Source organism: Aquincola sp. J276, assembly GCF_024700035.1.
Classification (GTDB): Bacteria; Pseudomonadota; Gammaproteobacteria; order Burkholderiales; family Burkholderiaceae_C; genus Aquincola; species Aquincola tertiaricarbonis.
Genome location: NZ_JAJONC010000001.1, coordinates 370,558 through 396,997 on the forward strand (window position 1 = coordinate 370,558; position 26,440 = coordinate 396,997).

The window sequence follows — 26,440 nt, forward strand, 5'->3', positions numbered from 1 at the left end:
ATGACCGCTCTCGATTCCCTCATCGACGTCTTCGGCACCGCGCAGCAGTGGCTGTTCGAGCAGGCGGTGCAGCCGGCGCTGTACACGCTGGGCATGGGCAACCTGCTGGAAGACGCCTTCGACGCCACCGGCTGGCTGCTGGCCGGGCTGCTGCAGATCGTGGTGATGCTCACCGTCTTCCGCGCGCTGGAGCGCTGGCGGCCCGCCGAGCCGCTGACCGACCGCGCCGCCGTGCGCACCGACGTGCTGTACACGCTGATCCACCGCCTGGGCCTGTTCCGGCTGGCCCTCTTCTTCACGCTGGTGCCGCTGTGGAACGACGGCATCGGCTGGCTGCGGCTGCAGGGCCTGCCTACCTTTCACCTGGACAACCTGTGGCCCGGCGTCACCGACGTGGCCTGGGTGTCCTTGCTGATGTACCTGCTGCTGTTCGACCTGGTGGGCTATGCGCTGCACCGGGCGCAGCACCAGTTCAGCTGGTGGTGGCAGCTGCATGCGGTGCACCACAGCCAGCGCCAGATGACCCTGTGGAGCGACAACCGCAACCACCTGCTGGACGACCTCATCCACGACAGCGTGTTCGTGCTGGTGGGTCTGGCAGTCGGCATCGCGCCGGGACAGTTCGTGGCGGTGGTGGTAATCACGCAGCTGCTGGAAAGCCTGTCGCATGCCAACGTGCGGCTGGGTTTCGGCCGCTGGGGCGACCGGCTGCTGGTCAGCCCGCGCTTTCACCGGGTGCACCACGCCATCGGCATCGGCCATGAATCGAACGGCGCGGGCACGCTGGGTGGCCACAACTTCGCGGTGCTGTTCCCGCTGTGGGACGTGTTGTTCGGCACCGCCGAGTTCGACCGGCCGGTGGAGCCCACCGGCATCCGCGACCAGCTGCCCGACCAGGGCGGCCGGGACTACGGCCGCGGCTTCTGGGCCCAGCAGTGGCTGGGCCTCAAGCGCCTGGCCGGCAGGGGATGATGGGCGGCATGAAAGAACTCATCGATGCCTTCTGGCGCGCCAGCGCCTACTGCCTGCACCCGCGCGTGATCGCGATGTCGCTGCTGCCGCTGCTGGTGGCCGGCGGCCTCACGCTGGCCGCCGGCTGGTTCTTCTATGAAGCGGCCATCGACGGCGTGCGCGCCACGATGGAGAGCTGGCTGCTCACCTCGGCCTTCCTGCAGTGGCTGGACTCCATGGGCGCGCAGGGCTTTCGCGCAGTGCTCGCGCCGCTGATCGTGGTGGCGCTGGCGGTGCCGGTCATCGTGCTGGTGTCGCTGGTGCTGGTGGCCATGATGATGACGCCGGCGCTGGTGTCCCTGGTGGCCCGCCGCCGCTTCCCGATGCTGGAGCGCCGGCATGGCGCGGGCCTGGCCAGCTCGGTGGCCTATTCGCTGGGCTACACGCTGCTGGCCTTCATCGTGCTGGCGGCCAGCGTGCCGCTGTGGCTCATCCCGCCGCTGGTGCTGGTGATCCCGCCGCTGGTGTGGGGCTGGCTCACCTACCGCGTGATGGCCTTCGATGCGCTGGCCGACCATGCCAGCGCCGAGGAGCGCCAGCTGCTGCTGCGCCAGCACCGCTGGCCGTTGATGGGCATCGGCGTGGTGTGCGGCTACCTGGGCGCCGCGCCTTCGCTGCTGTGGGCGGTGAGCGCCATGACGCTGGTGCTGGCGCCCATCCTCATCGTGGCCTCGGTCTGGCTGTACACGCTGGTGTTCGCCTTCTCGTCGCTCTGGTTCACCCATTACGGCCTGGCGGCGCTGCAGCGCCTGCGCATGCAGGCCGGCCCCACCGTCATCACCCCCGCGCCCCTGGAGCAGCTGCCATGAATTTCGGCCTCATCATCGTCGGCGACGAGATCCTCTCGGGCAAGCGGCAGGACAAGCACCTGGCCAAGGTCATCGAGCTGCTGTCCGCCCGCGGCCTGTCGCTGGCCTGGGCCCGCTACGTGGGCGACGACCGCGAGCGCATGACCGCCACCCTGCGCGACGCCTTCGCCAGCGGCGACGTGGTCTTCAGCTGCGGCGGCATCGGCGCCACGCCCGACGACCACAGCCGCCAGGCCGCCGCCGCGGCCCTGGGCGTGCCGCTGGTGCTGCACCCCGAGGCCAAGGCGCTGATCCAGGAGCGCATGCGCGACGTGGCGGCCGAGCAGGGCACCCCCTACGAACCCGACCGGCCCGACAACCTGCACCGGCTCAACATGGGCGTGTTCCCCGAGGGCGCGGCCATCATCCCCAACCCGTACAACAAGATCCCGGGCTTCAGCGTGGGCGAGGTGCACTTTGTGCCCGGCTTCCCGGTGATGGCGCATCCGATGATCGAGTGGCTGCTGGACGGCCGCTATGCCGCGCTGCATGGCAGCCACCGGCAGGTGGAGCAGTCGGTCATCGTGTTCGGCGGACTGGAAGCCACGCTGACGCCGCTGATGGAGACCGTGGAGCGCGACCACCCCGGGATCAAGGTGTTCAGCCTGCCCAGCGTCGACCATCCCCAGTACGGCCGCCACATCGAGCTGGGCGTCAAGGGTGCCGCCGCCGGCGTCCCGGCCGCCTATGCGCAACTGCTGGGCAGCCTGCAAGCGATGCAGCTTTCGCTTGGCCCGGAAATGGTGCGTTGACGCCGCAGCACGGCAGCCCAAGTCGGTGCGCTCGGCTGCACCAAGATGGGGTTTCCATGCCCCGGAACCGGTAAGATTCCGCGGGCACACTTTCTGCTAATTTCCGATGCGCCTTTTTGGGGCTTGGCAGCCAGCGTTCCTGGGCCGCCTGCAATTCCCCGATCTGCCGTTTCTTACCCCTAAAACCACCCCAGACCAGCGCCCGCTAGGAGATTCCTGATGGCAAAGACTGTCGCCGACGTGATGACCATGGTGAAGGAAAACGAAGTCAAGTTCGTTGACTTCCGCTTCACCGACACCCGCGGCAAGGAACAGCACGTTACGGTTCCCATCTCGCACTTCGACGAAGACAAGTTCACTTCCGGCCATGCCTTCGACGGTTCGTCGATCGCCGGCTGGAAGGGCATCGAGGCATCGGACATGCTGCTGATGCCGGACCCGAACACCGCCAACATCGACCCGTTCTTCGAAGAGCCGACGGTCATCCTCACCTGCGACGTGCTGGAGCCGGCCGACGGCAAGGCCTATGAACGCGACCCGCGTTCGCTGGCCAAGCGCGCCGAGGCCTACCTGAAGTCGTCGGGCCTGGGCGACACCGCCTTCTTCGGCCCCGAACCCGAGTTCTTCGTGTTCGACAGCGTGCGCTGGCAGGTCGACATGTCGGGCTGCTTCGTGAAGATCGAGTCCGAGGAAGGCGCCTGGAGCACCGGCAAGGACTACGAGCACGGCAACTCCGGCTACCGCCCCACCGTCAAGGGCGGCTACTTCCCCACGCCGCCGGTTGATTCGGGCCAGGACCTGCGCTCGGAAATGAGCCTGATCCTCGAATCGCTGGGCATCCCCGTCGAAGTGCACCACCACGAGGTGGCCAACGCCGGCCAGATGGAACTCGGCACCAAGTTCAGCACCCTGCTGCAGCGCGCCGACTGGTGCCAGCTGCAGAAGTACGTGATGCAGAACGTGGCGCGCAGCTACGGCAAGACGCTGACCTTCATGCCCAAGCCCATCGTGGGCGACAACGGCTCGGGCATGCACGTGCACCAGTCGGTCTGGAAGGACGGCAAGAACCTGTTCGCCGGCGACGGCTACGCCGGCCTGAGCGAATTCGCGCTGTACTACATCGGCGGCATCATCAAGCACGGCCGCGCGCTGAACGCGATCACCAACCCGACCACCAACAGCTACAAGCGCCTGGTGCCGGGCTTCGAAGCCCCGGTGAAGCTGGCCTACTCGGCCAAGAACCGCTCGGCCTCGATCCGTATCCCGTTCGTGGCCAACCCGAAGGGCCGCCGCATCGAGGCGCGCTTCCCCGATCCCATGGCCAACCCGTACCTGGCCTTCTCGGCGCTGCTCATGGCCGGCCTGGACGGTGTGGAAAACAAGATCCATCCGGGCGAAGCCGCCTCGAAGGACCTGTACCACCTGCCGCCGGAAGAGGACAAGCTGATCCCGACCGTGTGCCACAGCCTGGACCAGGCGCTGGAATACCTGGACAAGGACCGCGAGTTCCTGACCAAGGGTGGCGTGTTCACCGATTCGTACATCGATGCGTACATCGACCTGAAGATGCAGGAAGTGCAGCGTTTCCGCATGACCACGCACCCGGTCGAGTTCGACATGTACTACAGCCTGTAAGCCCCCCGGGCTTGCCTCGAAGGGACGGCCTCGGCCGTCCCTTTTTCGTTAAAGGAATGGCAATGCCGCTGCAGCACAATCATCGATCCGACCCTTGGAGAGACTCTGCATGACGGTTCGTCGATGGCTGCTGGTGGTGTTGCTGGCGAATGCAGGAAGTGCGTGGGCGCAGGCCACCACGGTCTACCGCTGCCCCGGCCCGCCGGTGCTCTACACCGACCAGCTGACCCCGCGCGAGGCCCAGGACCGCGGCTGCCGCACCATCGAGAGCGCACCGGTCACCGTCATGCAGAACAGCAAGCCTCGGCCGGTGGCGTCGCCCAATCCACCCGGCGGCTCGCCCGCCGCGCCGGCGGCGCGTGGCAGCGAAGGCCGCATCGACCCCGGCGAGCAGCGCGCCCGCGATGCCGATGCGCGCCGCATCCTCGAAGCCGAACTCCGCAAGGAACAGGACCGCCTGGCCACCATGAAGCAGGAATTCAACAACGGCCAGCCCGAGCGGCAAGGCAACGAACGCAACTACCAGCGCTACCTCGACCGCGTGGAGGAAATGCGCAGCGCCATCCAGCGCAAGGAGGGCGACGTGGAAGCCATCCGCCGCGAGCTGTCGCGCCTGCCCTCATGAAGCAGCCGTCTCATCCGTCGAACCACTTCGACACCTTCGACCTGCTGGCCACGATGATCGCCGTGGCCCGGCCCACCGGCGAATGCCTGTTCGCCAATGCGAGCTTCGAGCAGGTGATGGGCCTGTCGCGGCGCACGCTGCAACGCGGCTCGCTGCTGGATTGTTTCGTCGAGCCGCAGCAGCTGCGCGACACGCTGCTGGCGGTGGCCCGCAACGACTACGCCACCGGCCGCTTCGAGGCCGCACTGCGCCGCCAGCCCAACGTGCACCTGGAGCCGATGCCGGTGCATGTGATCGTCAACCAGATCGACGGCGAGACCGAGCGCGTGCTGGTGGAAGTGATCGAGATCGAGCAGCAGACCCGCCACGACCGCGAGGAGCGCACGCTGGGGCAGGTGAAGGCCAACAAGGAGCTGATCCGCAACCTGGCGCACGAGATCAAGAACCCGCTGGGCGGCATCCGCGGCGCGGCGCAGCTGCTGGAGATGGAGCTCGAATCGAAGGAGTTGACCGAGTACACGCAGGTGATCGTGCAGGAAGCCGACCGGCTGCAGGCGCTGGTGGACCGGCTGCTGGCGCCGCACCGTCGCCCGCACGTGGTGAGCGACGTCAACATCCACGAGGTGTGCGAGCGGGTGCGGGCGCTGATCACCGCGGAGTTTCCGCGCGGGCTGACGATCGAGCGCGACTACGACATCTCGATCCCCGAGTTCCGCGGCGACCGCGAACAGCTGATCCAGGCGGTGCTGAACATCGCGCACAACGCGGCGCAGGCGCTGCACGAGCGCATCTTCGTGGGCGACGCCTGCATCTGGCTGCGCACCCGCATCGCGCGGCAGATCACCATCGGCAAGAACCGCTTCCGGCTGGCACTTGAATTGCATATCGAGGACAACGGCCCGGGAGTACCGGAGTCCATCAGCGATCGCATCTTCTACCCCTTGGTATCGGGGCGCGATGGCGGGTCGGGCTTGGGGCTCACGCTGGCGCAGACCTTCGTGCAGCAGCACCAGGGCACGATCGAATGCGACAGCGTTCCGGGGCGGACGGTGTTCAAGATCGTGATCCCGCTGCCGTGATCACACCGCTCTAGAAAGCAACTCCGCGCGCATGAAACCCATCTGGATCGTCGACGACGACCAATCCATCCGCTTCGTACTCGAGAAGGCCCTGGCCCGCGAGCAGTTCGCGGTCCGCAGCTTCTCCAACCCGCGCGATGTGCTGAGTGCGCTGGACGAGGAAGCACCCCAGGTGCTGGTGAGCGACATCCGCATGCCGGGTGGCTCGGGCATCGAGCTGCTGAGCAAGGTGAAGGCGCGCCATCCCGGCCTGCCCGTCATCATCATGACGGCCTACTCCGACCTGGACAGCGCGGTGTCGGCCTTCCAGGGTGGCGCGTTCGAGTACCTTCCCAAGCCCTTCGATGTGCCCAAGGCGGTGGAGCTGATCCGCCGCGCGGTGGACGAGAGCATGCGCGAGTCGGTGATCGACGAGCGCCAGGCCGAAATGCCCGAGATGCTGGGCCAGGCCCCGGCGATGCAGGACGTTTTCCGCGCCATCGGCCGGCTGAGCCAGAGCAACGTCACGGTGATGATCACCGGCGAGAGCGGCTCGGGCAAGGAGCTGGTGGCCCGCGCTCTGCACAAGCACAGCCCGCGCGGCAACGGCCCGTTCGTGGCCATCAACACCGCCGCCATCCCCAAGGACCTGCTGGAGAGCGAGCTCTTCGGCCATGAGCGCGGTGCCTTCACCGGCGCCCAGACCATGCGCCGCGGCCGCTTCGAGCAGGCCGACGGCGGCACGCTGTTCCTCGACGAGATCGGCGACATGCCGTTCGACCTGCAGACCCGGCTGCTGCGGGTGCTGAGCGACGGGCAGTTCTACCGCGTGGGCGGCCACCAGCCGCTCAAGAGCAACGTGCGGGTGATCGCCGCCACCCACCAGAACCTGGAGGAACGCGTCAAGCAGGGCGTGTTCCGCGAAGACCTGTTCCACCGACTCAACGTGATCCGGCTGCGGCTGCCCGCGCTGCGCGAGCGCCGCGAGGACGTGCCGGCGCTGACCCGCTTCTTCCTGCAGAAGAGCGCGAAGGAACTGGGCGTGGAGGCCAAGCGCATCACCGATGCCGCGCTGGAACGGCTGATGGGCTTCGACTTCCCCGGCAACGTGCGCCAGCTGGAAAACGTGTGCCACTGGCTCACGGTGATGGCGCCGGCCCAGGTGGTGGAAGCCAAGGACCTGCCGCCGGAGCTGCTGGCGGTGTCGCCTTCCATCCCGATGATAGTGCCGCCGCCGTCCGATGCCGCCGCGCCTGCGGCCAGCCACTTCGAGCCGGTGGTGTCGGCCGGTGGCGTACCGGCCAGCCCGTTGCATGAGCCGGTGGGCCAGGGCGGCGCGCCGCCGACGGGTACGCCCGCCGGCTATCCGCCGCTGTCGTCCGACCCGGCGGGCATGGCCGGCGGCCTGGGTGGGCTGGGCAGCGCAGGCGGGCTGGGTGGCCTGGGTGGCCTAGGCATTGCGGGCAGCGGGGGGCATGCGGCCACCGGCATGCCGCCGGCCGGCGGGCCACGCCCCTGGCTGGCCGACCTGGAGCGCGAAGCGCGGCAGCTGCTGGAAGCCGGCTCGCCCGAGGTGTGGGACATGCTCACGCGCCAGTTCGAGGGCCAGCTCATCCACACCGCGCTCGACATCACCCGCGGCCGCCGCATCGAGGCGGCGCACAAGCTCGGCATCGGCCGCAACACCATCACCCGCAAGATCCAGGAACTGGGCCTGGACGACTGACGCGCCCCGCGCGGGCGCTTCATGGATTCAAGCCGGGCGGTGCGCCGGCCGATACCCCAACGGTCTCTAGCCGTTGTAAAGGTTCGCCGTGTCGCTGTTGAACCGCCTGCGCTTGTCCCACAAGCTGTGGGCCGCCATCCTGTGCCTGCAGTTGCTGCTGGTGACGGCCGGCGGCCTGGGCCTGATGCGTTCATTCGCCATGGCGCGCGATGCCGCCGGCGCCGAAGCCGCGCTGGCCCGCCTGGCCGAGCGCGCGGTGCAATGGAAGGCCGCCGCCGAGGCCGCTGCCATCCGCAGCATCGCCGGCGCCATCGGCGCCGACCCTGCGGTGGCCGCCTGGTTCAAGGACGCGGTGGCTGCCGATCCCCAGCGCATCGCGGCGCTGCGCGACGAAGTGCTGGCCCTGGCCACCTCGCCGGAGGACCAGGCCATCAGCGACCGCGTGCGCGCCCTGGGCAGCACGCTGGACGCGGTGAACGAACGCATCCGCCAGGCGATGACCGCGGGCGATCCGTCGGCGGTGGAAGAGCTGGTCAAGCAGCAGTACGAGCCCGCCACCAAGGCCTATGTGGCCGGCATTGACGAATTCGCCGCCTGGCAGGTGCAGCGCGCCCAGCAGGCCCGGCTCGATGCCGAAGCCGGGCGCGCGACGCTGGCCTGGGAACTGGCCGCCGGTGCGCTGGCGGTGCTGGTGATGTCGGGCGTGGCCGGTGCGCTGCTGGTGCGCTCCATCCAGCGGCCGCTGGACCAGGCGGTGCAGGCGGCCGACGCCATTGCGCAGGGCGACCTCACCCGCCGCATCGATACCACGCGCGGCGATGAATTTGGCGCATTGATGCGCGCGCTGCATCACATGAACGGTGCGCTCTCCACCATGGTGGGCAGCGTGCGGGCTTCCACCGAAGGCCTGCAGCAGGCCTCGGCCGAGATCGCCAGCGGCAATGCCGACCTCTCCAACCGCACCGAGCAGGCGGCCAGCAGCCTGCAGGAAACCGCGAGCGCGATGGAGCAGCTGACGGGCACCGTGCGCCAGAGCGCCGATGCCGCCACCACCGCCAACCAGCTGGCCCATTCGGCGGCCGAGGTGGCCCAGCGCGGCGGCACCGTGGTGGGCCAGGTGGTGGCCACGATGGACGAGATCCAGGCCAGTGCGCGCCGCATCGCCGACATCATCGGCACCATCGATGGCATCGCCTTCCAGACCAACATCCTGGCGCTGAACGCCGCAGTGGAAGCGGCGCGGGCCGGCGAGCAGGGCCGCGGCTTTGCGGTGGTGGCTTCCGAGGTACGCAGCCTGGCGCAGCGCTCCGGCGAGGCCGCACGCGAGATCCGCGGGCTGATCGGCAGCAGCGTGGAGCGGGTGGACACCGGCAGCCGCCTGGTGGGCGACGCCGGCCGCACGATGCAGGAGATCGTGGCCAGCGTGCAGCGCGTGGCCGACATCGTGGGCGAGATCACCGCCTCGGCCAGCGAGCAGAGCCAGGGCATCGGCGAAGTTGGCCAGGCCGTTAGCCAGCTCGACCACATGACCCAGCAGAACGCGGCGCTGGTGGAGCAATCCGCCGCCGCCGCCGAAAGCCTCAAGGCGCAGGCGGTGAGCCTGTCCGGCGCCGTGGCCCGTTTCCGCGTGGTGGCCGGCTGATCGCCCGACCCCGCATCCCGTTCCTTTGGAATCCGCAGTGGAGTGATGACCCGATGAAGTTCGAGAACCTGCGCCTGTCAGGCAAGTTGTGGGGCGTGATGGTGGCGCTGCAGGTGGTGATGGTGGGCGGCGCCGGCGTGGCGCTGCAGCAGGCCACCGCCATCAGCGACCAGGCCCTGGCCGACCAGGCGAGCAGCCATGCGCTGGTGGAGCAGGCCACGCTCTGGAAAGGCCTGACCGAGACCGCCGTGGCCCGCAGCATGGCCGCCGTGGTGAGCACCGACCCCGCGGTGGGCGAGCTGTTCAAGGAGAACGTGGCCAAGGACGCGCCCTTCATCACCAAGCTGCGCGAGCAGCTGATGAAGAAGGCGCAGACGCCCGAGGACAAGAAGCTGGCCCCGGTGATCGCCGCCAACGGCAAGGCCGTGCTGGCCACCAGCGCCAAGGCCAAGGAAGCCGGCGCCAGCGGCGACCGCGCGAAGATGGACAGCATCCTCAAGGGCGAGTACCAGCCCGCGGTGGCGGCCTACCTGGCCAGCATCGACGAGTTCGGCCAGCTGCAGCGCCGCAAGGCCGAGCAGGCCGCGGCCGACGCCACCAGCGCGCGCAGCCGCGTCATCACCATCGCCGCCGGCCTGGGCCTGCTGGTGCTGGTGCTGGGCGCAGCCGCCACGGCCATGCTGGTGCGCTCCATCCAGCGTCCGCTGGACGAGGCGGTGCAGACAGCCAATGCCATCGCCGAAGGCGACCTGACCCGCCGCATCGACACCAGCCGCGGCGACGAGATCGGCGCGCTGATGCGGGCGTTGCGCCACATGAACGATGCGCTGGCCGGCATGGTGGGCAGCGTGCGCCAGTCCACCGACAGCATCCACCATGCGTCGTCGGAGATCGCCACCGGCAATGCCGACCTGTCGATGCGCACCGAGCAGACGGCCAGCAACCTGCAGCAGACGGCCAGCAGCATGGAGCAGCTGACGGGCACGGTGCGCCAGAGTGCCGATGCCGCCAGCACCGCCAACCAGCTGGCGCATTCGGCGGCCCAGGTGGCCCAGCGCGGCGGCGACGTGGTGACCCAGGTGGTGGCCACGATGGGCGACATCCAGACCAGCTCGCAGAAGATCGCCGACATCATCGGCACCATCGACGGCATCGCCTTCCAGACCAACATCCTGGCGCTGAATGCGGCGGTGGAAGCTGCCCGCGCGGGCGAACAGGGCCGCGGCTTCGCGGTGGTCGCCGGCGAGGTGCGCAGCCTGGCCCAGCGCAGCGCCGAAGCCGCCAAGGAGATCAAGAGCCTGATCGGCGCCAGCGTGGACCGCGTGGAATCGGGCACCCGCCTGGTAGGCGATGCCGGCCGCACGATGAACGAGATCGTGGCCAGCGTGCAGCGCGTGAGCGACATCATCGGCGAGATCACCGCCTCGGCCGCCGAGCAGAGCATGGGCATCGGCGAGGTGAACACCGCCGTCACCCAGCTGGACCAGATGACGCAGCAGAACGCGGCGCTGGTCGAGCAGTCGGCCGCCGCGGCCGAAAGCCTGAAGTCGCAGGCCGAGCAGCTGGCCGGCGCGGTGTCGCGCTTCCGCATCGCGGCCTGAGCAGGGCCCCCAGGCGCGCGGCGCTGTGCCGCGAACTCAGGCGGCCGGCAGGCCCAGCTCCACCACCACCGGTGCGTGGTCGCTGGGCCGTTCGTTCTTGCGCGGCAGCTTGTCGATGGTGCAGGCGGTGACGCGAGGCTTGAGTGCCGGGCTCACCAGGATGTGGTCGATGCGCAGGCCCTGGTTCTTGCGGAAGGCCAGGCCGCGGTAGTCCCACCAGCTCCAGCTCTTGGGCGGCTGGTCGAACAGCCGGAAGGCATCGACCAGGCCCATGTCCAGCAGGGCGCGGAAGTGCGCCCGCTCTTCCGGCGTGCAGTGGATCTGCCCGGCCCAGGCCAGCGGATCGTGCACGTCGCAGTTTTCCGGCGCGATGTTGAAGTCGCCCATCAGCACCAGTTGCGGATGGGCCGCCAGCTCGCTGGCCAGCCACGCGCGCAGGCCGTCGAGCCAGCGCATCTTGTAGGCGAACTTGTCGCTGGCCGGCGCCTGCCCGTTCGGGAAGTAGGCGCCGATCACCCGCACCCCGGCCACCGTGCCGGCGATGACGCGGGCCTGCTCGTCCTCCACGCCCACGATGTTCCTGGCGATGGCGTCGGCCGGCGTGCGCGACAGCAGCGCCACGCCGTTGTAGGTCTTCTGGCCGAACCACTGTGGGTGGTAACCCGCGGCGCTCAGCGCCTCATGCGGGAACTTGTCGTCGGTCAGCTTGGTTTCCTGCAGCACCATGGCATCGGGCTGGTGCAGGGCCAGCCAGTCCAGCAGCTGCGGCAGCCGCACGGCAAGGGAGTTCACGTTCCAGGTGGCGAGTTTCAAAGCAGTCCTAAACTGTTGATTTTTAACGATTCGTGGTTGAGGGTTGCACTGTGGTACCCCCAGTGGTACCCCCAGTTGTTCAGTCTTAGATCGGCCTCGGAGATTGGTCATCGTGGGGTGTTGCGGGCATCCTACAAGCGGCTGGGCGTGCGAGGCTATGTGACGCCTGCTCGGCGCGCCGATCGGGCATCGGCTTGTTCGATGGACCGCGAGAGGCGGGGCACATGTCAGTCGCTTCCTTTCTTGCAGGCACGCGCTGTCATGCCGCTGCGCAGCCCGCACCCGTAGCTGGCGTGACAGGGCAACCTCTCATCGCTAGCATCGGCCGTCGCCGCCGCGGGCGCATCGCCAAGGTAGTTCACGTGACGCCGCCGCACCGTCTTCCCGCCCCCGATGGCCTGCAGCTGCGGCTGCTTGGCACGCCCTTGGTGGTGATGCCGGGTTCGCCGGCACCGCAGCGCCGGGCGCTGACAGCGCAAGAAGCCGTGCTGTTGGCCTGGTTGGTCCTCAAGGGCCCGGTGCAGCGGCCACGCATGGCCTCGCTGCTGTGGCCCGAGGCCGATGCCCCGACCGCGGCCAATAACCTTCGGCAGCGCCTGCATGGACTGCGGCGCTTTCCGGCGCTGGTGCTCGCGGGGCCGCAAGCCGGGTGGCTTTGTTTGCCCGAAGCGGTCGCGCACGACCTGGCCGACCCCCGAGACGGGCTGCGCGAGGACCCGGCGGCGGTCGGCGTCGATTTGCTGGGTTCCTTCGACTACGGCAAGACGCCGCAACTGGCGACATGGGTGACGGCGGAACGGGACCGGTGGCGGCAGACGGTGGTCGACGGCCTGTTGCAGTGGGCCGTTCACGCCGAGCACGCCGGGGATGCAGCGAACGCTGCACGGTGGGCCGCACGCGCCTTGGAACTGTCCCCAACCTCTGCGGCGGCCACGCGTGTGTTGATGCGCGTCCATCACCAACAGGGCGAACGCGAGGCGGCGCTGGCGGCTTTCGAACGCTGCGGCGAGGCCCTCCGTGCGGTGGGTGGTGCACCGGACGCCGACACCCTGGCGCTGGCGCGGCTCGTCGGGCGCAGTCGGCCGGTGCAGGCGCAAGAGACGCCGCAGCTGCTGCCGCTGGCACTGCGCCATCCCCCGCGCACGGTGGGCCGGGCGGCGCTGCAGCGCACGGCGATGGCAGCCTGGAATATCGCCGGCTGTGTCCTGCTGACGGGGCCACCTGGAATCGGGAAGAGCCGTGTGCTTGACGACCTGACACGGGCGACCTCAGCGGCGCTGTCGCTGCGACCGGGGCAGGATGAGCAAGCCGTCCCCTACGGCGTGTTGACGTCCTTGGTGTCGTCCCTCATGCAGCGCTGTGCCCCGACGCTGGCGGCGCGGCACGAGCGCCTGTGCGCCTTCATCGCTGCTGCGTCGCCCAGTGCGCTGCCCGGGGGAGTACACGCCCACGGCGATGGGGACGCTCATGCGCGCTTTCTTGGCGGACGTGGCGGGCAGCACCCCGCTGACGCTGGTCATCGATGACCTGCAGCACGCCGATCCTCGCAGCCTGGAGGTGTTGACCCTGCTCTGGCCGCGCACGGGCCCCGTGCAACCGCCCACCGTTCGTTGGTTGTTGGGCATGCGCGACTCGCCCGTGCCTGCTGCCGTGGACGGCTGGCTGAAGGCGTTGGATCCCGCACTGGAGCCGGTGGTGCCGGTGCCGCCCATCGGGTCCGGCGACGTGGCTGAGCTGTTGTCGGGCCTGTGTGTCGCGCCCATCGACTTCGCGAGCTGGGGTGCCCGGCTGCAACAGCACTGTGGTGGACATCCGCTGTATTTGCTGCAGGTACTGCGCGAGTTGGCGCACCGGGGCGAAACCCTGACGCCGCAAGCGCCGGACGATCTGCCGCTGCCAGCGGAAGCACTGGCGGGGGTGGCACGGCGGCTTGAATGCAGCGACGCCGTCACGTACCGGCTGGCGCACCTCGCCGCGTTGATGGATGGCGACCTCGACGCGCGCCTGCTGCAACGCCTGCTCGGGTGCGAGACGGCGACATTGGCCTCCGCCTGGCGGGCGCTGCAGGCCATGCAGGTGCTGGGGGACCGCCGTTTCAGCCACGAACTGGTGCGCCAGGCGGTGCTGAGCACCATCCCGACGCCGATCAAGCCGCTGCTGCACCAGGAGCTGGCGAGCGCGATGCCGGCGGACCCGGCTGCCCGCCGTGCCCCTCATTGGGAGGCCGCCGGTGATCCCGCATGCGCCGCGTCCGACTGGCTCCGGGCGGCAGATTCGGCCCATGCCCACGGCTTGGTGGCCGACGCCTGCATCCAGTTGGGCCATGCGCACCGGCTGTACGCCGCGGCCGGACAAGCCGGCAATGCGCTGCAAGCCGGCTGGCGCCGTGGGCACCTGATGCTGCTCAGCTCGGCGGCCGAGGCGCGGGCGATGGCCGACCAGTTGATGGTGGATGCCGAGGGGGCCGGCGTGTTGGCACAGGCGCGGGCCCTCGAGCTTCGGGCCTGCGCCAAAGCGGAGCAGCACGATTCCAGCGCGGTCGACGATGCACGGGCGGCCGGTCGACTGGCGCGGGCCGCGGGTGACACCCCGCTGCATGCCCGCGCTGCGCTCGCCCAGGCGCAGGCATGGGCGGCCTTGGGGCGGCATCGACGATCGGCGCGGCTGCTGCGGGCGCTGGACGCCAAGCGGCCCCTGCTCGACGACCACACGCTGCAGCAGGCGGACGAGCTGGGCGGCGTGGTGCGGGCTCATCTGGGGCACCGCCGTGCGGCGGTGGCTGCGCACCGGGCGCTGCTGGCGCGTGCCCTGGCGACCCACCGGCCGGCGGCGGCAGCCGCTGCGGCCGGCAACCTGGGCGTGCAACTGGGGTACCTCAACGACGTGCAGGCCGCGCAGACGATGTACCGTCAGGCGCTCGAGCTGTCGCGCCGTGCGGGCGTGGAACGCGGCTTCCTGTTGATCGATGAAACCGGCCTGGCCGGCTGCCTGATCGACGAGGGGCGCTATGAGGAAGCGCTGGCGATGCTGGAGCGCGGCGCGCTGGAGCTGCGCGAAGATGGCTTTGCTGGCTGGGCGCTGAATGCGGACAACGACCGTGCCACGCTGCTGCTGCTGCTGGGCCGGCCCGACGCTGCACGCGAGCTGCTGCACGAGTTGCCCGCCGATGCGCCGCCGTGGGCCCTGGCGGGTCGGCACTTTGCCCGCGCACGCTTGGCGCGTTGGAGCGGCGCCAGTGGCCTGGCCGCGATTCGACAGGCGCGGGTGCTGCTGACCCAAGGCGGCGCCATCGGTACACCGTATGTGGCAGCCAAGGTCGCGCTGGAGGAAGCGCGTCATCAGTCACCCGCCGCAGCAGCCCGCCAGGCGGTCGAGACCCGGCGTTGGGCCAACGACCACGAACACGTGGCCTTGTCGGTGTACGCACGGCTGGTGGAATTGGAAGCCTGGCTGGCGTTGGGCCGGGCAGATGAGGCGGTCGGTGCGGCCGACGAGCTGCACGCTGCATGCCCCGCCGACCGACCGATCTTCAGCGTGTACCGGCCCGAGCTGTGGTGCCTGCTGTGCAGCGCCTGGAAAGGGGTGGGCCGGCAAGCCGACGCGGAGGCTTTGGCCGCCGCAGGCGCGCGGTGGCTACGCAAAACCGCCGGTGCCCGGGTGCCGCCTGCGATGCGCCATAGCTTCCTGGGCAACAACCCGTTCAACCGTCGCCTGCTCGGCCCCGGCGGGTAAACCCGCAGCGGTGTCGCGCCGGCCATAACGGCTTCATAACGCACGGCCTCTTAGGCTGGCACATGCCCAACCAGGAGGACATTCCATGAAGACGCTGATCCGAACCCTTGTTGCCGCGGCGGCGGTCGCGCTGTACCTGCCCACCAGCGGCGCGGCGACGTTTGGCTGGGAGCCGGCGAATCAGACGGTGCTGCTGGGCGATCAGGCATCGGTCACCCTGTTCATGGACTTCGCTGAGGGCGAAGCCACGCTGGGCGGCGGCCTGGACATCGACATCAGCGGCCCGCTGGCTTTTGCGAGCTTCACGCCGTCGGCCTATTTCCTGAGCGCGACCGATGCGGCGTTTTCCGGTCACGGCAGCACACGCGCCGATGCGGACTACGAGGTGCACTTCGGCCAATTCGCCGGCTTGAGCGGGCGGCGCGACCTCGGCGTGCTGACCGTGGACACGTTGGCAATCGGCACCGGCCGCATCGAGCTGGCCACCAACAGCTTCTGGGGTGGCTTCTACCGCGCCGACAACGGCAACCCGATGAACCCCACCTTGCTCGGCGCCACCGTCAACGTAGTGCCCGAGCCGGCCACCGTTTCGCTGCTGCTGGCCGGTGTGGGTCTGGTCGGCGTCGCCGCCCGCCGCCGCCGCCGCTGAACGCCGCCGGGCCCGCGCACGCGCGGGCCGACCCCTGCCGCTGCCCGCGCTGGCGTCGGCACCCGGAACCTGTCGTGGAGACGTCATGAAGCACCTCCTGCGTTCGCTCGCCGGCCGCGCCGCGCTGTGTTGCCTGTTGCTGTGGGCGCCATGGAGCCACGCGCTGCAACTGGCCATCACGGTCAACCCGGATCGCATCCGACCCAACGAGGCGCTGCGCATCGAGATCACGGCCAGCAACGACAGTGGCGTGGCGGTGAGCGGTCTGTCGCTGCAGATGACCACGCCGACCGCGGGGGTCGACGGTTTTTACGCCGAATATGCCAGCGGCAATGCGCAGTGCAGCAACGGCTATTGCAACCCCGGGGAGACGGTGAACTGGATCCTGGGGCTGCTGCCGCCGGGCCACAGCAGCACCTTCAGCGTGGTGACGCAGGTGGCCGCCAACGCAGCCGCCGGAGCCTCGTTAAGTTTTCCGGCCAGCCTGCTGGTCAACGGCCAAGTGGCTCTGAGTCGTACTGCGGCGGTGACGGTGGGCACCATCCCCGCACTGACGCTGGTGGTGGGCGCTGATGCGCTCGACGTCGTGCCCGGCGCGCCGGTGACCTACGCATTGGACTATGGCAACCGCAGTGGGGCCAGCATCACCGGCACCAGCTTGTCGTTCCCCCTGCCCCCTGGGGCCAGCCTGGTGTCCGCCACCGGCGGCGGCACACAATCGGGCAACCGGGTGCAGTGGTCGCTGGCCACGCTGGCGGCAGGGCAGTCCGGGCAGCAGCGGGTGGTGGTGAACACCGCCGCGGCGCAGCCGTCGGGCACCCTGCTGTCCGTCGACGCGGCGGAGATCGCCGGCTTTTCCGCCTTGGTGGGTGACGAACGGACACGTGCCACGCTGGTGTCTCGGGTGCAGACCGTGCCGGTGCTGCAACTGCGGCAAACGATGGGGGCCCATCCGACGCGGGCAGGGGAACTGCTGCGTGGCGCTTACACCGTGACCAACCGCAGCAACCAGCCGGTGCAGGGTGTGGTGTTGACCTTGCGGTACCCTCCTGAGGGGCTGGAGGGCATGTACACCGAGTACGCCACCGGCGGGCTGCAGTGCAGCAACGGCTACTGCAACCCGGCCGAGCTGGCGAGCTGGTCGCTCGGAACCTTGGCGCCGGGGGCGTCCCAGACATTACTGACAGTGGCGGAGACCGTCGGTAGCTTCGCCGCCGGCCGGCCCATCGTGTTTGACGCGGTGCTGCGCGGCGACGGCGTGCCGCTGGCCGGCGCGCGCGACGTCGTGATGCTGGACGTGGACGCCGCGCAGCAACTGGAACTGCATGCCGACCGTGACGTGGTGGCCCCGGGTGAACACCTCACCTACACGTTGACGTACGGCAACCGCGGCGCCGCCAGCCTGACCGGCAGCAGCCTGAGCCTGCCCCTGCCCGCGGGCGTGTCGCTGGTGTCGGCCACCGGCAACCCCACCGTGGCGGGCAATCTGCTGACCTGGAACCTGGCCACCGTGCCAGCCGGTGCTGTCGCGAAGCAGCTGGTTGTGACCAAGGTGGCGCCGACGCTGGCCGCCGGCACACTACTGATGGTGGACGGCGCCCGCTGGGTGGGCACCAGCGCCACCACCGGCGTGGACATTGCGCACGCGGCCAACTACACGCGGGTGCACCCGGCGCCGGCCCTTGGCGTGGCCATCGCGTCCCTGCACGACCCGGTGCGCCCCGGGGAGGCACTGCGCACCGCTGTCACCGTGAGCAACCGCAGTGGCGACGCCTTGTTCGGCACCACGCTGAGGCTGCGGGTGCCGGTCGCCGGTCATGACGGCTTCTACGACAGTGCCGCCACCGAGGTGGTGTGCAGCAATGGCTACTGCAACCCGGCGGAGCTGAGCACTTGGAACCTGGGCACGTTGCCACCCGGCGGTTCGGTCACGCGCTTGTTCGTGGCCAACGCCAGCGGCAACTTCGGGGCAGGGCGGGCCCTCGTCTTCGAATCAGAGGTGCAGGCCGATGGTGTGCCAGTCATGCTCGGCCGCCACACCGTGGCCGCCGACCCGGACCATGCGCTCACCTTGTCGGTCAGCGCCGACCGCGACAGCGTGGCGCCTGGCGAGCTGCTCGAGTACACCATCATATGGGCCAATCGCGCCACCTCGACGGTCAACGGCAGCACGCTCAGCCTGCGGCTGCCCGACGGCGCGGCGCTGGTGTCCAGCAGCGGGGCGACGGTCGAGGGACGGCTGTTGCGTTGGACCCTGGGTGGCGTGCTGGCCGGCACCGGCGGCAAGCACCTGGTGCGGGTGCGTGTGGGCAGCCGCCCGTCTGCGGACGGCCTGCTGCGGCTGGACACGGTCAGCCTTAGCGGTACCAGTGCGTTCACCGGCGTGGAGACGGCACGCGCCGCACGCCATGTGCGGTTGCAAGCCGACAACCCATTGCGGCTGCGGTGGGAAAGCCTGCCGACGCAAGCGGTGCAGGGCGGGCAGGTTTTCAGTTCGCGGTTGCGCGTCACCAATGCCGGCAGCGATCCGCGCAACAACGTGCTGCTGCGCTGGCGCACTCCGGTGGAAGGGGTAGAGGGCTTTTACACCAGCACCGTGCCCAACACTGCCTGCAGCAACAGCTACTGCAACCCGGCGGAATGGATCGGCTTTGCGCTGGGCACCCTGGCACCCGGCGCCAGCACCGTCATCACGCTGCCGCTGACTGTGGCGGGCAACTTCGCCAACGGACGGCTTATCGTGCACGAAGGGCTGCTGCAGGATGACGAGGGTCACCAGGCCCTTGCCACCGCGGCGGTCATGAGCGGCGTCCCCGGCAGTTTTACGGCAGCGCCTGGGCTGGTGGAATATGCCACCGACAGCGACGCGGACGGGGTGACCGACGCCAACGACAACTGTCTGCTGGTCGCCAATGCGGATCAGCGCGACACCGACGGCGACGGTTACGGCGATGCCTGTGACGCCGACTTTGACAACAACGGCGTGGTGAACTTTGCCGACCTGGCGTTGTTCAAAAGCCGCTTTGGCGGCACCGAGCGGCTGTTCGACCTGGACGGCAATGGCGTGGTGAACTTTGCCGACTTGGCCCGAGTCAAGGTCCGCTTTGGAGGGGCGCCGGGGCCGTCGGCGTACCGTTGATAGGTGGTGGGCTCTCTGCCAAGAGGAGTGCAACAGTTCGGCAGGACGGGGAAGGCAAAGGCAATACACAGCGCTGAGCGATTGGCCGTGCTGAGAAGATGTGAGGTTCTAAGCGCGTTCAGACCGGACGTTGATCAGCGTGCGCTTTCGGCCATAAGCAGCCGCCCACCGTCTGCCACCACAACGTCAGCTTGCGTGTGCAAAGCGGTCGACGATGTCTCCAGTCTGCGTTTGATGCCACCTGCTGTGAGTGTTAGCTCGTGAGGCCGCGGAGCGCGACGATCAGCATCACCATTGCCGCGCACATCGTTGCGTTGCCGAGGTTGATGAAAACCGCGCGCCCCATGCGCTGGCCGTTCTGCTCGTAAAGCCAGGCCGCCATCGTCACGTTGGCTCCCAGCCAGGTCAACCAGGTCCAGAGCGAGTGCTGGCTGGAGTCGCCGCTGCCGTAGATCGCCCACATCGTCGGTAGGTAGGACAGCATGCGAACGGCGTTGAAGAGCGTGAAGCCCCAGGTGAGTGCCGCCAGGTAGGCGCGCCGGGCGCGCTGCGGGTCTGCAGGTGCAGGCTGCACCCGCATGGCGAGGCGCAGGCCCGGGCTCTTGAGGATGGTGGTCATCGTCGACACCCCGGATTCAACGGCTGCGGCCGAACACGGCCAGGCGCATGGCGTCAACCGTCTGCAGGCGTTGGCGCAGCAGCGCCACAGTGGCGTCGAGGTCCAGCGGGGTGGCTTCGATCGAGGCATCGCGATAGCGCTGCAGCATGTCGGCAGTGGCCACTGTCTCCCGGAACCAGGCGTTCAGTTGCAGGGCCAGTGGCGCCAACGAAGCCGGACCGAACAGGAACAGGCCGCCATAGAACACCTGGTCGGCCGTTCCGAGTTCCCAAATCGTCGGCGGCTCGCCGGGCAGTGCTAGGCGCTCGTCGGTCAACGTCGCAACGGCCATCAGCCGCCCGGCGCGCAGTTGCGGCAACAGCGCCGGCGTCGGAGCGACGACGAAATGGATGCGGCCTGCAATCAGGTCGGGCATCCAAGGCTCTCGGTAGGGAACATGTTGAGCGTCGATGCCCAGCGCCTTGCACAGCCGTGCGCTCAGCAGGTGCGCGGTCGAGCCCTCTCCGGTGCTGGCGTAGTTCAGGGGTTCGCGCCGGGAGCGGTCCGCCAGGGCCCGCAGGCTCCGCGCAGAACTCTCGCTCGAAACCGCCACCACCCAGGTGTCGCGATTGACCGCGGCGACCGGGACGAAATCGGTAAACGGGTCGAGCGCACGGCGATTGCTGTTGAGGTGCGAATAGGCCACATGGTCCAGCCCGCCGAGCAGCAGCGCCCCGCTCTCAGGGGCTGCACGCAGCACGGCATCGGCCGCAAGTGCGCCGGCAGCGCCCGGCACGTTGAGCACCACGCCGGCCACACCGGCCCTGCGGGCCAACGGGTCGATCAGCCAGCGTGCGATCACATCAGGTTGCGACCCAGGCGGGGCTGGCACCACGATTTGCAGACCCTTGAGCGTGACTGCGGCCGATGCGGCCGACGCGGCGGTGAGTGCGCAGGCTGAGGCCAGTGTGGCCTGCAAGAAGGTGCGGCGAGAGATGCGATCGGATTTCATGATGGCTCCACGGTTCGGGGTGCGATGTCAGGCATCTTCAAGAAAGGCCGAAAGCAGCGCAATGCTCATGCGGGCTAATGCTTTATGAGCAAAATGCTGATGAACGCAGATGCTGCACCGGGGAGAAGGAATGGCTGTCCACAAACTTCGAGGGCTGGAGTACCTCGTCGCCGTGGTCGACGCCGGCGGCTTCAACGCTGCGGGTCGGCAACTCGGCGTGGCCGCACCGTCGGTCCACCGCCTGGTGCAGGCGCTGGAGGCCGAGTTGGGCATGCTATTGATCGATCGCTCGGCGAAGCCGTTGCGGCCGACGCCGTACGCCGTGGCATACATCGACCGCGCGCGCACTTTGCTAACGGAGCTGCGCGAGCTTGATGCAAGCCTCCATGACGAATCGTCGTCGCCGAAAGGGACCATCACCTTGGCCGCGCACAGCGTGGTGCTGGAGTTCGTGCTGCCCGCGATGCTGCAGCGCTTTCATGCGCGCTACCCGGACATCCGGCTCGAGATCATCGAGGCGGGCGCCAGCCGCGATTTGTCCAAGCTGGGCACCGATGGGCTGATGCAGTTCGGCTGGCCACCGGAGCAGGACGCCATCCTGCGCACGCTGGCAGAGACGCGGTGGCTGGTTGTCGCGGCGCCAGCGTACTGGGCCAAGCATGGCGCCCCGAAACACCCTTCAGACCTGGCCAGTCACCACTGCGGGCTCTTCCGGACGCCGTTCGGCGAAGTGATCCGTCAATGGGCGTTCGAGAAAGGCGGTGAGCGCGTCGTCGTGGATGTGGATGGTTGGCTGGTCAGCGACAACCGCCGAGTTCTGGATGCACCTCTGTATGGCGGGCAGTTCGTTGCGCGCGTCAACGACCTGAGCGCTTCCCCGGGCATCGAGGACGGCAGCTTGCAGCCGGTGCTGCTGGACTGGGCTGGGCTCAACGCACCGCCGCTGAGCATGATCGTGAAGCGCTCGATGGCGCGGCAGCCGCGGATGCGCGCCTGGATGGACTTCGTCGCCGAGCAGGCCAGGCAGTTGACGCTCATGCGAAAGCCCGCCGGACTTCCACCGGTACAGCCCGCGCAGCGCCCAGATTGGTGGCGAAAGCGGGTGTCGTCAGGGGCGCGACGCTCGTCTGGCTGACCTACGGTGTTACTGACCGCTTCCCGATGCGTTCCGGCCGTCCAAGTGGATAGGGCGGATGTCAGAAATGGGTCGGAACGGTGCCTTGACCGTCCGCTTCGCGGACACGGCTGTGGCTCGCCGAGGGGTAGGGCAGGCCTGCAGTCAGCTTGAAAGGGTGCGTTCGACGGGGGCGATAGCCCGCCGCCGTGCGGCGACAGTCCGCTGCCAGGTTTGCCACGGACCGGCAGCGCCGCCTTGCCCCCGGGGCAGGCGTCCGCAAAGCGGACGTTGATGGCGCGCTTTCGGCCAAGAGGGTATGTTCGGGACGGTGGGCCGCAAGTCGGCTCAACACTGCTTGCTGCCATTCAATGGTCCGGGGAATGTCCGCAGGCGCTGATGACAGACTTTCAACAACCTTCGGACGCCGGGCGAGTGCAACTGGACCCTGCCACTCATCGCTGGCAAAGCTCGCGCTGCGTCAGGTTGACTGTGGCATGGCTCGGAATGCCCGCCTTGATCTCGTCCAGCATTGCCACCGCCGAGCAGATCTGTCCGGGGGTGCAGAAGCCGCACTGGAAGCCGTCATGCTTGACGAACGCGGCCTGCATGGGGTGCAGGCTCCGGGGCGTTCCAAGGCCCTCGATCGTCGTGATCTTGTGGCCCTGCTGCATCACAGCCAGCGTCAGGCACGAGTTCACACGACGGCCGTCGACGGTCACCGTGCACGCGCCACACTGGCCCTGGTCGCAGCCCTTCTTGCTGCCTGTCAGGTGCAGGTGCTCGCGCAGGGCGTCCAGCAGGGTGGTGCGCGTGTCCAGCGTCAGCGAATGGACCTGACCGTTCACCTCGAGCGAGACCTTCGACATCGACACCGGGCTTGCGGCCGGCTGCGCGACCGCGTCGGGGCCGCCGCCGAGGCCGCTGAGGCCGCTACGGCCATGAGCAACTCACGGCGGGTCAGCGGCAGGTGGGTAGGTCCATCTCTCATGACTTTTTCCTTTGACTGTGAAGGCGTGACCGTTCCAGTCCGCGGCGGTCTGGCAATCCAGGGATTCCATCGGCAACGCCAGTTTGTCTATCTGCAACGCACATTCATCAGCCGCCAAGCAAGATGCCGGACCGCAATCGGAGCGACCGTGCGCCATGGTCCAACCGCCGCCGGCTCACGGCACCGTGAACGTGATGCGCTGGCTGCCCGGGCCCAATGCACTGGCGAGGCCGGAGCTCTCCCGGATGCGTCCGATCCGCGTGTAGCTGTAGCTCGACTCGAATGTCTCGTAGAACACGACCAGCGTGTCGCTGCCGTACAGCATCAGATCGCCGGCCCGGATCGTGCCGGGCCGCACTGCGGCGGTGGGCAGCTGGCGCGCCAACCGGGCGTGTTTTTCGTTGCCGTTCAGATCGGGCATCTCCAGCGTTGCCGGCAGCAAGGCCATGAAGGCGCGTGCGGTGGGGCTGTCTTCCAGCGTCACGGCGAAGCGATGCGTTCCGAAGTTCATCCACATGGCAGGCTCCTGCGATGCACTGGTGGGCGTGGGTGTACGTCCGTCCGCTGGGGCGTTGTCGGCGCGAGCGGCAGCCGGCGCCAGCACCACGCCAAGTGCAGCAGCAGCCGCGACGGCGCAGCGTTTCAGTTGGATCGGGCGGCCTGCGCACTCGCATCTCATGACGCCGGAATTTCTGTTGAGGGCACCGCTGTCCGCACGGACTCAGTACCTGCGACTGGCTGTTCAAAGGCCCGGTTCTTGGCGTCGATGCGCCTGATTACGCGCGCTGGAATCCCGCCGACGACGGTGTCGTCGAGGACGTCGCTCGTCACGACGGCATTCGCAGCCACCACCGCGTTCTCGCCGATGGTCACGCCGGGCATCACCGACGCCCCGGCGCCGATCCACGCGCCATTGCCGATGACGATCGGGGCGCACCAGGTAGAACGCCGCGTCGTCGGATCGAGCGGATGGTTGATGGTGACGAGGTTCACCTTGGGACCGATCAGCACGTCGTCGCCGATCGTGATGCCGCCGCGGTCCATGAACTCACAGGCGTGGTTAATAAATACGTTGCTGCCAACGCGGATGTTCTTGCCGAAGTCGGTATAAAACGGCGGCAGCAGCCAGAACGATTCATCCACGGCCGCTCCCGTCAGGCGGCTGAACAGGGCGCGCACCTCGGCCGGATCGCGATAGGCGGTGTTCATCTCGGCGATGAGGCGCTGCGCCTCGGTGATCAACGCAGCAATCTTCGGGTATTCAGGGTCGGTCAGCGAGATGAGCTCGCCAGCCCGTTCCCGCTGGAAGATGTCGGGGCTCGGCATGATTCAAAGTTCCTGCGCCGTCGGACGAAACACGATGTCGTTCACGTCCATGTCATCCGGCTGGCTGATCGCGAAGGCCAGAACCCGGGCGTAGCTGTCCGCCGAGATTGCTACCCGGCCCACGTAGTCCTGGTTTGCAGCCTGCACATCCTTCTCGTTGATATGGTCCAGCAGCTCCGTCTTGACCGCACCAGGAGAAATGAGGGTGGTGCGGATGTTGTAGGGCTTCATCTCCTGCCGCAGACCTTCGGAGAGTGCGCGGACGGCGTACTTGGTCGCGGAGTACACGGCGGATGCCGGGAACACCTTGTATGCGGCTACGGACGCTGTGTTGATGATCTGGCCGGACCGCCGTGCTGTCATGTGGGGCAGCACCGCGGCGATGCCGTGGAGCACACCCTTCAGATTCACATCGATCATGTGGTCCCACTCCTGGACCTTGAGTCGCTCCAGGGGTGACAGCGGCATCACGCCGGCGTTGTTGACGAGGACGTCGATGCGGCCGAAATGCTCGACAGTGGTGTTGGCCAGTCGCTGCATGTCTTCCTGGTTTGTCACGTCTGCCGTGACGGCAAGCGCCTTTCCGCCCGCTTGCGCGATCTCGCTCACGAGCGCCGCAATCCGGTCGCGTCGGCGCGCCGCGACAACGACACGCGCGCCTTCGGCGGCCAGGTGACGCGCTGCGGCGTGGCCCATGCCGCTGCTGGCCCCGGTGATGATGACGACCTTCGCCTCAATGCCTGTTGTCATGTCAGTTCCTGTGCTTGCTGATGTGGGTGCCTCGGGTGCTGCGCGTCAGGGACGGTGCAACGCAGCCGGATGGTTCGCCCGTGACTGAGTCTCTCCGGTCATTTCGAGGGACCGCCACGGTGTGCTTCAATCGCCGTCCGCATGCGCTTGGCCGCTTCCGTGTGACCTGCTTCTGCCAGCGCGTCAGCCGATTGGCGCAGTTGTGCAGCAGTCAAACCGACGTTCATGCTGACGACGATGTGCGACTGCAGCTGCGACTCCACGCCCGGCATGGCCGCCAGCGCCCCGACGGTGGCCAGCTCGCGGCTATGCCAGTCCAGGTTGTCGCGCGCGAAGATGTCGCCGAACAGGTGCCGCTTCAGGAAGTCGTCGATCGCAGGCGCGAACTCAAAAAGGGTTCCTCGCACCGGCGCGCCGAGCAGCTCTGTCTGGTTTGCCGTCCCGAGCGCCAACAGTGCAGGGCCGTCTGGGACCGGGTTCGGCTCGCGCCCTGCCGCATCCTGGACGCCGCGTTGCTTGCGGGCCTCGAGCACCTTCATCAGCTCGTTGAGCGCATTTAGGCTGCGCGGGAATCCGGTGTAGGCGTAAAGCTGGACGAGGATCTCCTTCACTTCGTTGACGGAGAGCCCGGCGTCAAGCCCGCGGTTCAACGCCGCGTCGAGCCGCGCCATGTCGCCGACCGCCATTGCCCCGGCGATCGGGGCGATGCTCTGCTGCTTCGTCGCCAAGGTGCCTGCAGAAGAGGTCGTCGGTCGTTCTTCTGCGGCCGCCGGCTTCTCGAATGGGACCAGCGCGAGCGCGAGCGCCGCCACGAGGAAGACGCGGACGGTTCGCCGCTTAGCGTGCGTTGTATTGCTCATCGCTGACCTTCTCCATCCAGGTGACTGCCTTCCCATCCGGCTCGGTACCGGTCACATGCAAGTGCGTCATCGCAGTGGTCGGACCTGCGCCGTGCCAGTGCTTGACGCCCGGCGGGCACCACACGACGTCGCCGGGCCGAAGAACCTGCATGGGCTTGCCCCACTCCTGCGTCAGTCCCACGCCCGACAGCACCCAGAGGCGCTGTCCTCGTGGGTGGGTGTGCCACGCCGAGCGCGCGCCCGGCTCGAAGGTCACCACCCCGCCGGCGGCGTTGATGTCCGCGTTGGCGGCCCATACGGGATCGACGCGAACGCGCCCGGTGAAGAATTCGGTCGGCCCTGGTTGCGAGGGCTGCGATCCGGCTCGAACGATCTCCTGGGCCCCCGGCGGCGCACTTGGTTGAGCAGCTGCTGTGGCTGCGAAAACGATGCCGAAGACGGTAGCCAGGGCCGTGCGGGTGCCGGCCACTGAAAACTCGATACTCATCGGACAACCCTCTGCGTGAAGGAGCATGGTTCAGGGATCGACATCGGGGCAGACGGAGTGCCGATGGACGT

23 protein-coding genes are annotated in these 26,440 nt (G+C 68.4%); 14 read left to right on the forward strand and 9 right to left on the reverse strand.

What is annotated here, in order from left to right; genetic code table 11:
• The 9 genes from LRS14_RS01830 to LRS14_RS30140 all read left to right on the forward strand — a co-directional run bounded on the left by LRS14_RS01830 (position 1) and on the right by LRS14_RS30140 (position 10,898).
• Positions 1-972, forward strand: coding sequence for a sterol desaturase family protein (locus LRS14_RS01830; protein WP_257798365.1), 972 nt, complete (start codon positions 1-3; stop codon positions 970-972).
• 8 nt (positions 973-980) lie between these two features.
• Positions 981-1,820 (forward strand): EI24 domain-containing protein, encoded by an 840-nt coding sequence (locus LRS14_RS01835; protein ID WP_257798366.1) that lies wholly within the window; start codon positions 981-983, stop codon positions 1,818-1,820.
• On the forward strand, positions 1,817-2,611 hold the full coding sequence (locus LRS14_RS01840; RefSeq protein ID WP_046113541.1) for a molybdopterin-binding protein: 795 nt from the start codon (positions 1,817-1,819) through the stop codon (positions 2,609-2,611). Before LRS14_RS01835 ends, LRS14_RS01840 begins: the two co-directional genes overlap by 4 nt.
• A 219-nt stretch (positions 2,612-2,830) precedes the next feature.
• Positions 2,831-4,246: a type I glutamate--ammonia ligase gene (glnA, locus tag LRS14_RS01845; RefSeq protein WP_046113542.1), complete on the forward strand. Its 1,416-nt coding sequence runs from the start codon at positions 2,831-2,833 to the stop codon at positions 4,244-4,246.
• 109 nt (positions 4,247-4,355) lie between these two features.
• Positions 4,356-4,871 (forward strand): hypothetical protein, encoded by a 516-nt coding sequence (locus LRS14_RS01850; RefSeq protein ID WP_257798367.1) that lies wholly within the window; start codon positions 4,356-4,358, stop codon positions 4,869-4,871.
• Complete coding sequence (gene glnL / locus LRS14_RS01855; protein WP_257798368.1) at positions 4,868-5,950, forward strand: nitrogen regulation protein NR(II); 1,083 nt, start codon at positions 4,868-4,870, stop codon at positions 5,948-5,950. Before LRS14_RS01850 ends, glnL begins: the two co-directional genes overlap by 4 nt.
• Before the next feature lie 31 nt (positions 5,951-5,981).
• Entirely contained in the window at positions 5,982-7,655 is a 1,674-nt protein-coding gene (ntrC, locus tag LRS14_RS01860) for a nitrogen regulation protein NR(I) (RefSeq protein ID WP_257798369.1), read from the forward strand.
• An 88-nt stretch (positions 7,656-7,743) separates the two neighbouring features.
• Positions 7,744-9,297, forward strand: coding sequence for a methyl-accepting chemotaxis protein (locus tag LRS14_RS30135; RefSeq protein ID WP_052736329.1), 1,554 nt, complete (start codon positions 7,744-7,746; stop codon positions 9,295-9,297).
• Positions 9,298-9,350: 53 nt separating this feature from the next.
• Complete coding sequence (locus tag LRS14_RS30140; protein ID WP_046113631.1) at positions 9,351-10,898, forward strand: methyl-accepting chemotaxis protein; 1,548 nt, start codon at positions 9,351-9,353, stop codon at positions 10,896-10,898.
• Positions 10,899-10,934: 36 nt separating this feature from the next.
• Here the strand turns inward: LRS14_RS30140 and xth are convergent, their stop codons facing one another.
• On the reverse strand, positions 10,935-11,711 hold the full coding sequence (gene xth, locus LRS14_RS01880; RefSeq protein ID WP_257798370.1) for an exodeoxyribonuclease III: 777 nt from the start codon (positions 11,709-11,711) through the stop codon (positions 10,935-10,937).
• 362 nt (positions 11,712-12,073) lie between these two features.
• Between xth and LRS14_RS01885 the strand changes: the two genes are divergently transcribed.
• The 4 genes from LRS14_RS01885 (at position 12,074) to LRS14_RS30555 (ending at position 19,231) form a co-directional block, all read left to right on the forward strand.
• Complete coding sequence (locus LRS14_RS01885; RefSeq protein ID WP_257798371.1) at positions 12,074-13,237, forward strand: BTAD domain-containing putative transcriptional regulator; 1,164 nt, start codon at positions 12,074-12,076, stop codon at positions 13,235-13,237.
• Complete coding sequence (locus tag LRS14_RS01890) at positions 13,179-15,443, forward strand: tetratricopeptide repeat protein (RefSeq protein ID WP_257798372.1); 2,265 nt, start codon at positions 13,179-13,181, stop codon at positions 15,441-15,443. Before LRS14_RS01885 ends, LRS14_RS01890 begins: the two co-directional genes overlap by 59 nt.
• Before the next feature lie 85 nt (positions 15,444-15,528).
• Positions 15,529-16,092: a PEP-CTERM sorting domain-containing protein gene (locus tag LRS14_RS01895; protein WP_257798373.1), complete on the forward strand. Its 564-nt coding sequence runs from the start codon at positions 15,529-15,531 to the stop codon at positions 16,090-16,092.
• Positions 16,093-16,177: 85 nt separating this feature from the next.
• Positions 16,178-19,231: a thrombospondin type 3 repeat-containing protein gene (locus LRS14_RS30555; protein WP_257798374.1), complete on the forward strand. Its 3,054-nt coding sequence runs from the start codon at positions 16,178-16,180 to the stop codon at positions 19,229-19,231.
• A gap of 253 nt (positions 19,232-19,484) precedes the next feature.
• Here the strand turns inward: LRS14_RS30555 and LRS14_RS01905 are convergent, their stop codons facing one another.
• Positions 19,485-19,850 carry a hypothetical protein gene (locus LRS14_RS01905; RefSeq protein ID WP_257798375.1) on the reverse strand — a complete coding sequence of 122 codons (366 nt, stop codon included), beginning with the start codon at positions 19,848-19,850 and terminating at the stop codon, positions 19,485-19,487.
• Positions 19,851-19,866: 16 nt separating this feature from the next.
• The gene (locus tag LRS14_RS01910) at positions 19,867-20,841 is read right to left on the reverse strand and encodes a tripartite tricarboxylate transporter substrate binding protein (RefSeq protein ID WP_257798376.1); all 975 of its coding nucleotides are present in this window, start codon (positions 20,839-20,841) and stop codon (positions 19,867-19,869) included.
• Between the two features lie 130 nt (positions 20,842-20,971).
• Here LRS14_RS01910 and LRS14_RS01915 point away from each other — a divergent pair, with 130 nt between their 5' ends.
• On the forward strand, positions 20,972-21,976 hold the full coding sequence (locus LRS14_RS01915) for a LysR family transcriptional regulator (RefSeq protein WP_257798377.1): 1,005 nt from the start codon (positions 20,972-20,974) through the stop codon (positions 21,974-21,976).
• Positions 21,977-22,410: 434 nt separating this feature from the next.
• On the opposite strand, the gene LRS14_RS01920 is transcribed toward LRS14_RS01915, so the two are convergent.
• The 6 genes from LRS14_RS01920 to LRS14_RS01945 form a co-directional block, all read right to left on the reverse strand.
• Positions 22,411-22,824 (reverse strand): 2Fe-2S iron-sulfur cluster-binding protein, encoded by a 414-nt coding sequence (locus LRS14_RS01920; RefSeq protein ID WP_404977516.1) that lies wholly within the window; start codon positions 22,822-22,824, stop codon positions 22,411-22,413.
• Between the two features lie 297 nt (positions 22,825-23,121).
• The gene (locus LRS14_RS01925; protein WP_257798378.1) at positions 23,122-23,463 is read right to left on the reverse strand and encodes a cyclophilin-like fold protein; all 342 of its coding nucleotides are present in this window, start codon (positions 23,461-23,463) and stop codon (positions 23,122-23,124) included.
• 158 nt (positions 23,464-23,621) lie between these two features.
• A complete protein-coding gene (locus LRS14_RS01930; protein ID WP_257798379.1) occupies positions 23,622-24,272 on the reverse strand; it encodes a DapH/DapD/GlmU-related protein in 651 nt (216 codons plus the stop codon).
• A 3-nt stretch (positions 24,273-24,275) separates the two neighbouring features.
• The gene (locus tag LRS14_RS01935; RefSeq protein WP_257798380.1) at positions 24,276-25,022 is read right to left on the reverse strand and encodes an SDR family oxidoreductase; all 747 of its coding nucleotides are present in this window, start codon (positions 25,020-25,022) and stop codon (positions 24,276-24,278) included.
• Positions 25,023-25,120: 98 nt separating this feature from the next.
• The gene (locus LRS14_RS01940; RefSeq protein ID WP_257798381.1) at positions 25,121-25,882 is read right to left on the reverse strand and encodes a carboxymuconolactone decarboxylase family protein; all 762 of its coding nucleotides are present in this window, start codon (positions 25,880-25,882) and stop codon (positions 25,121-25,123) included.
• On the reverse strand, positions 25,860-26,369 hold the full coding sequence (locus LRS14_RS01945; protein ID WP_257798382.1) for a cupin domain-containing protein: 510 nt from the start codon (positions 26,367-26,369) through the stop codon (positions 25,860-25,862). The genes LRS14_RS01940 and LRS14_RS01945 overlap by 23 nt, the downstream gene beginning before the upstream one ends.
• Between the last annotated feature and the right edge of the window lie 71 nt (positions 26,370-26,440).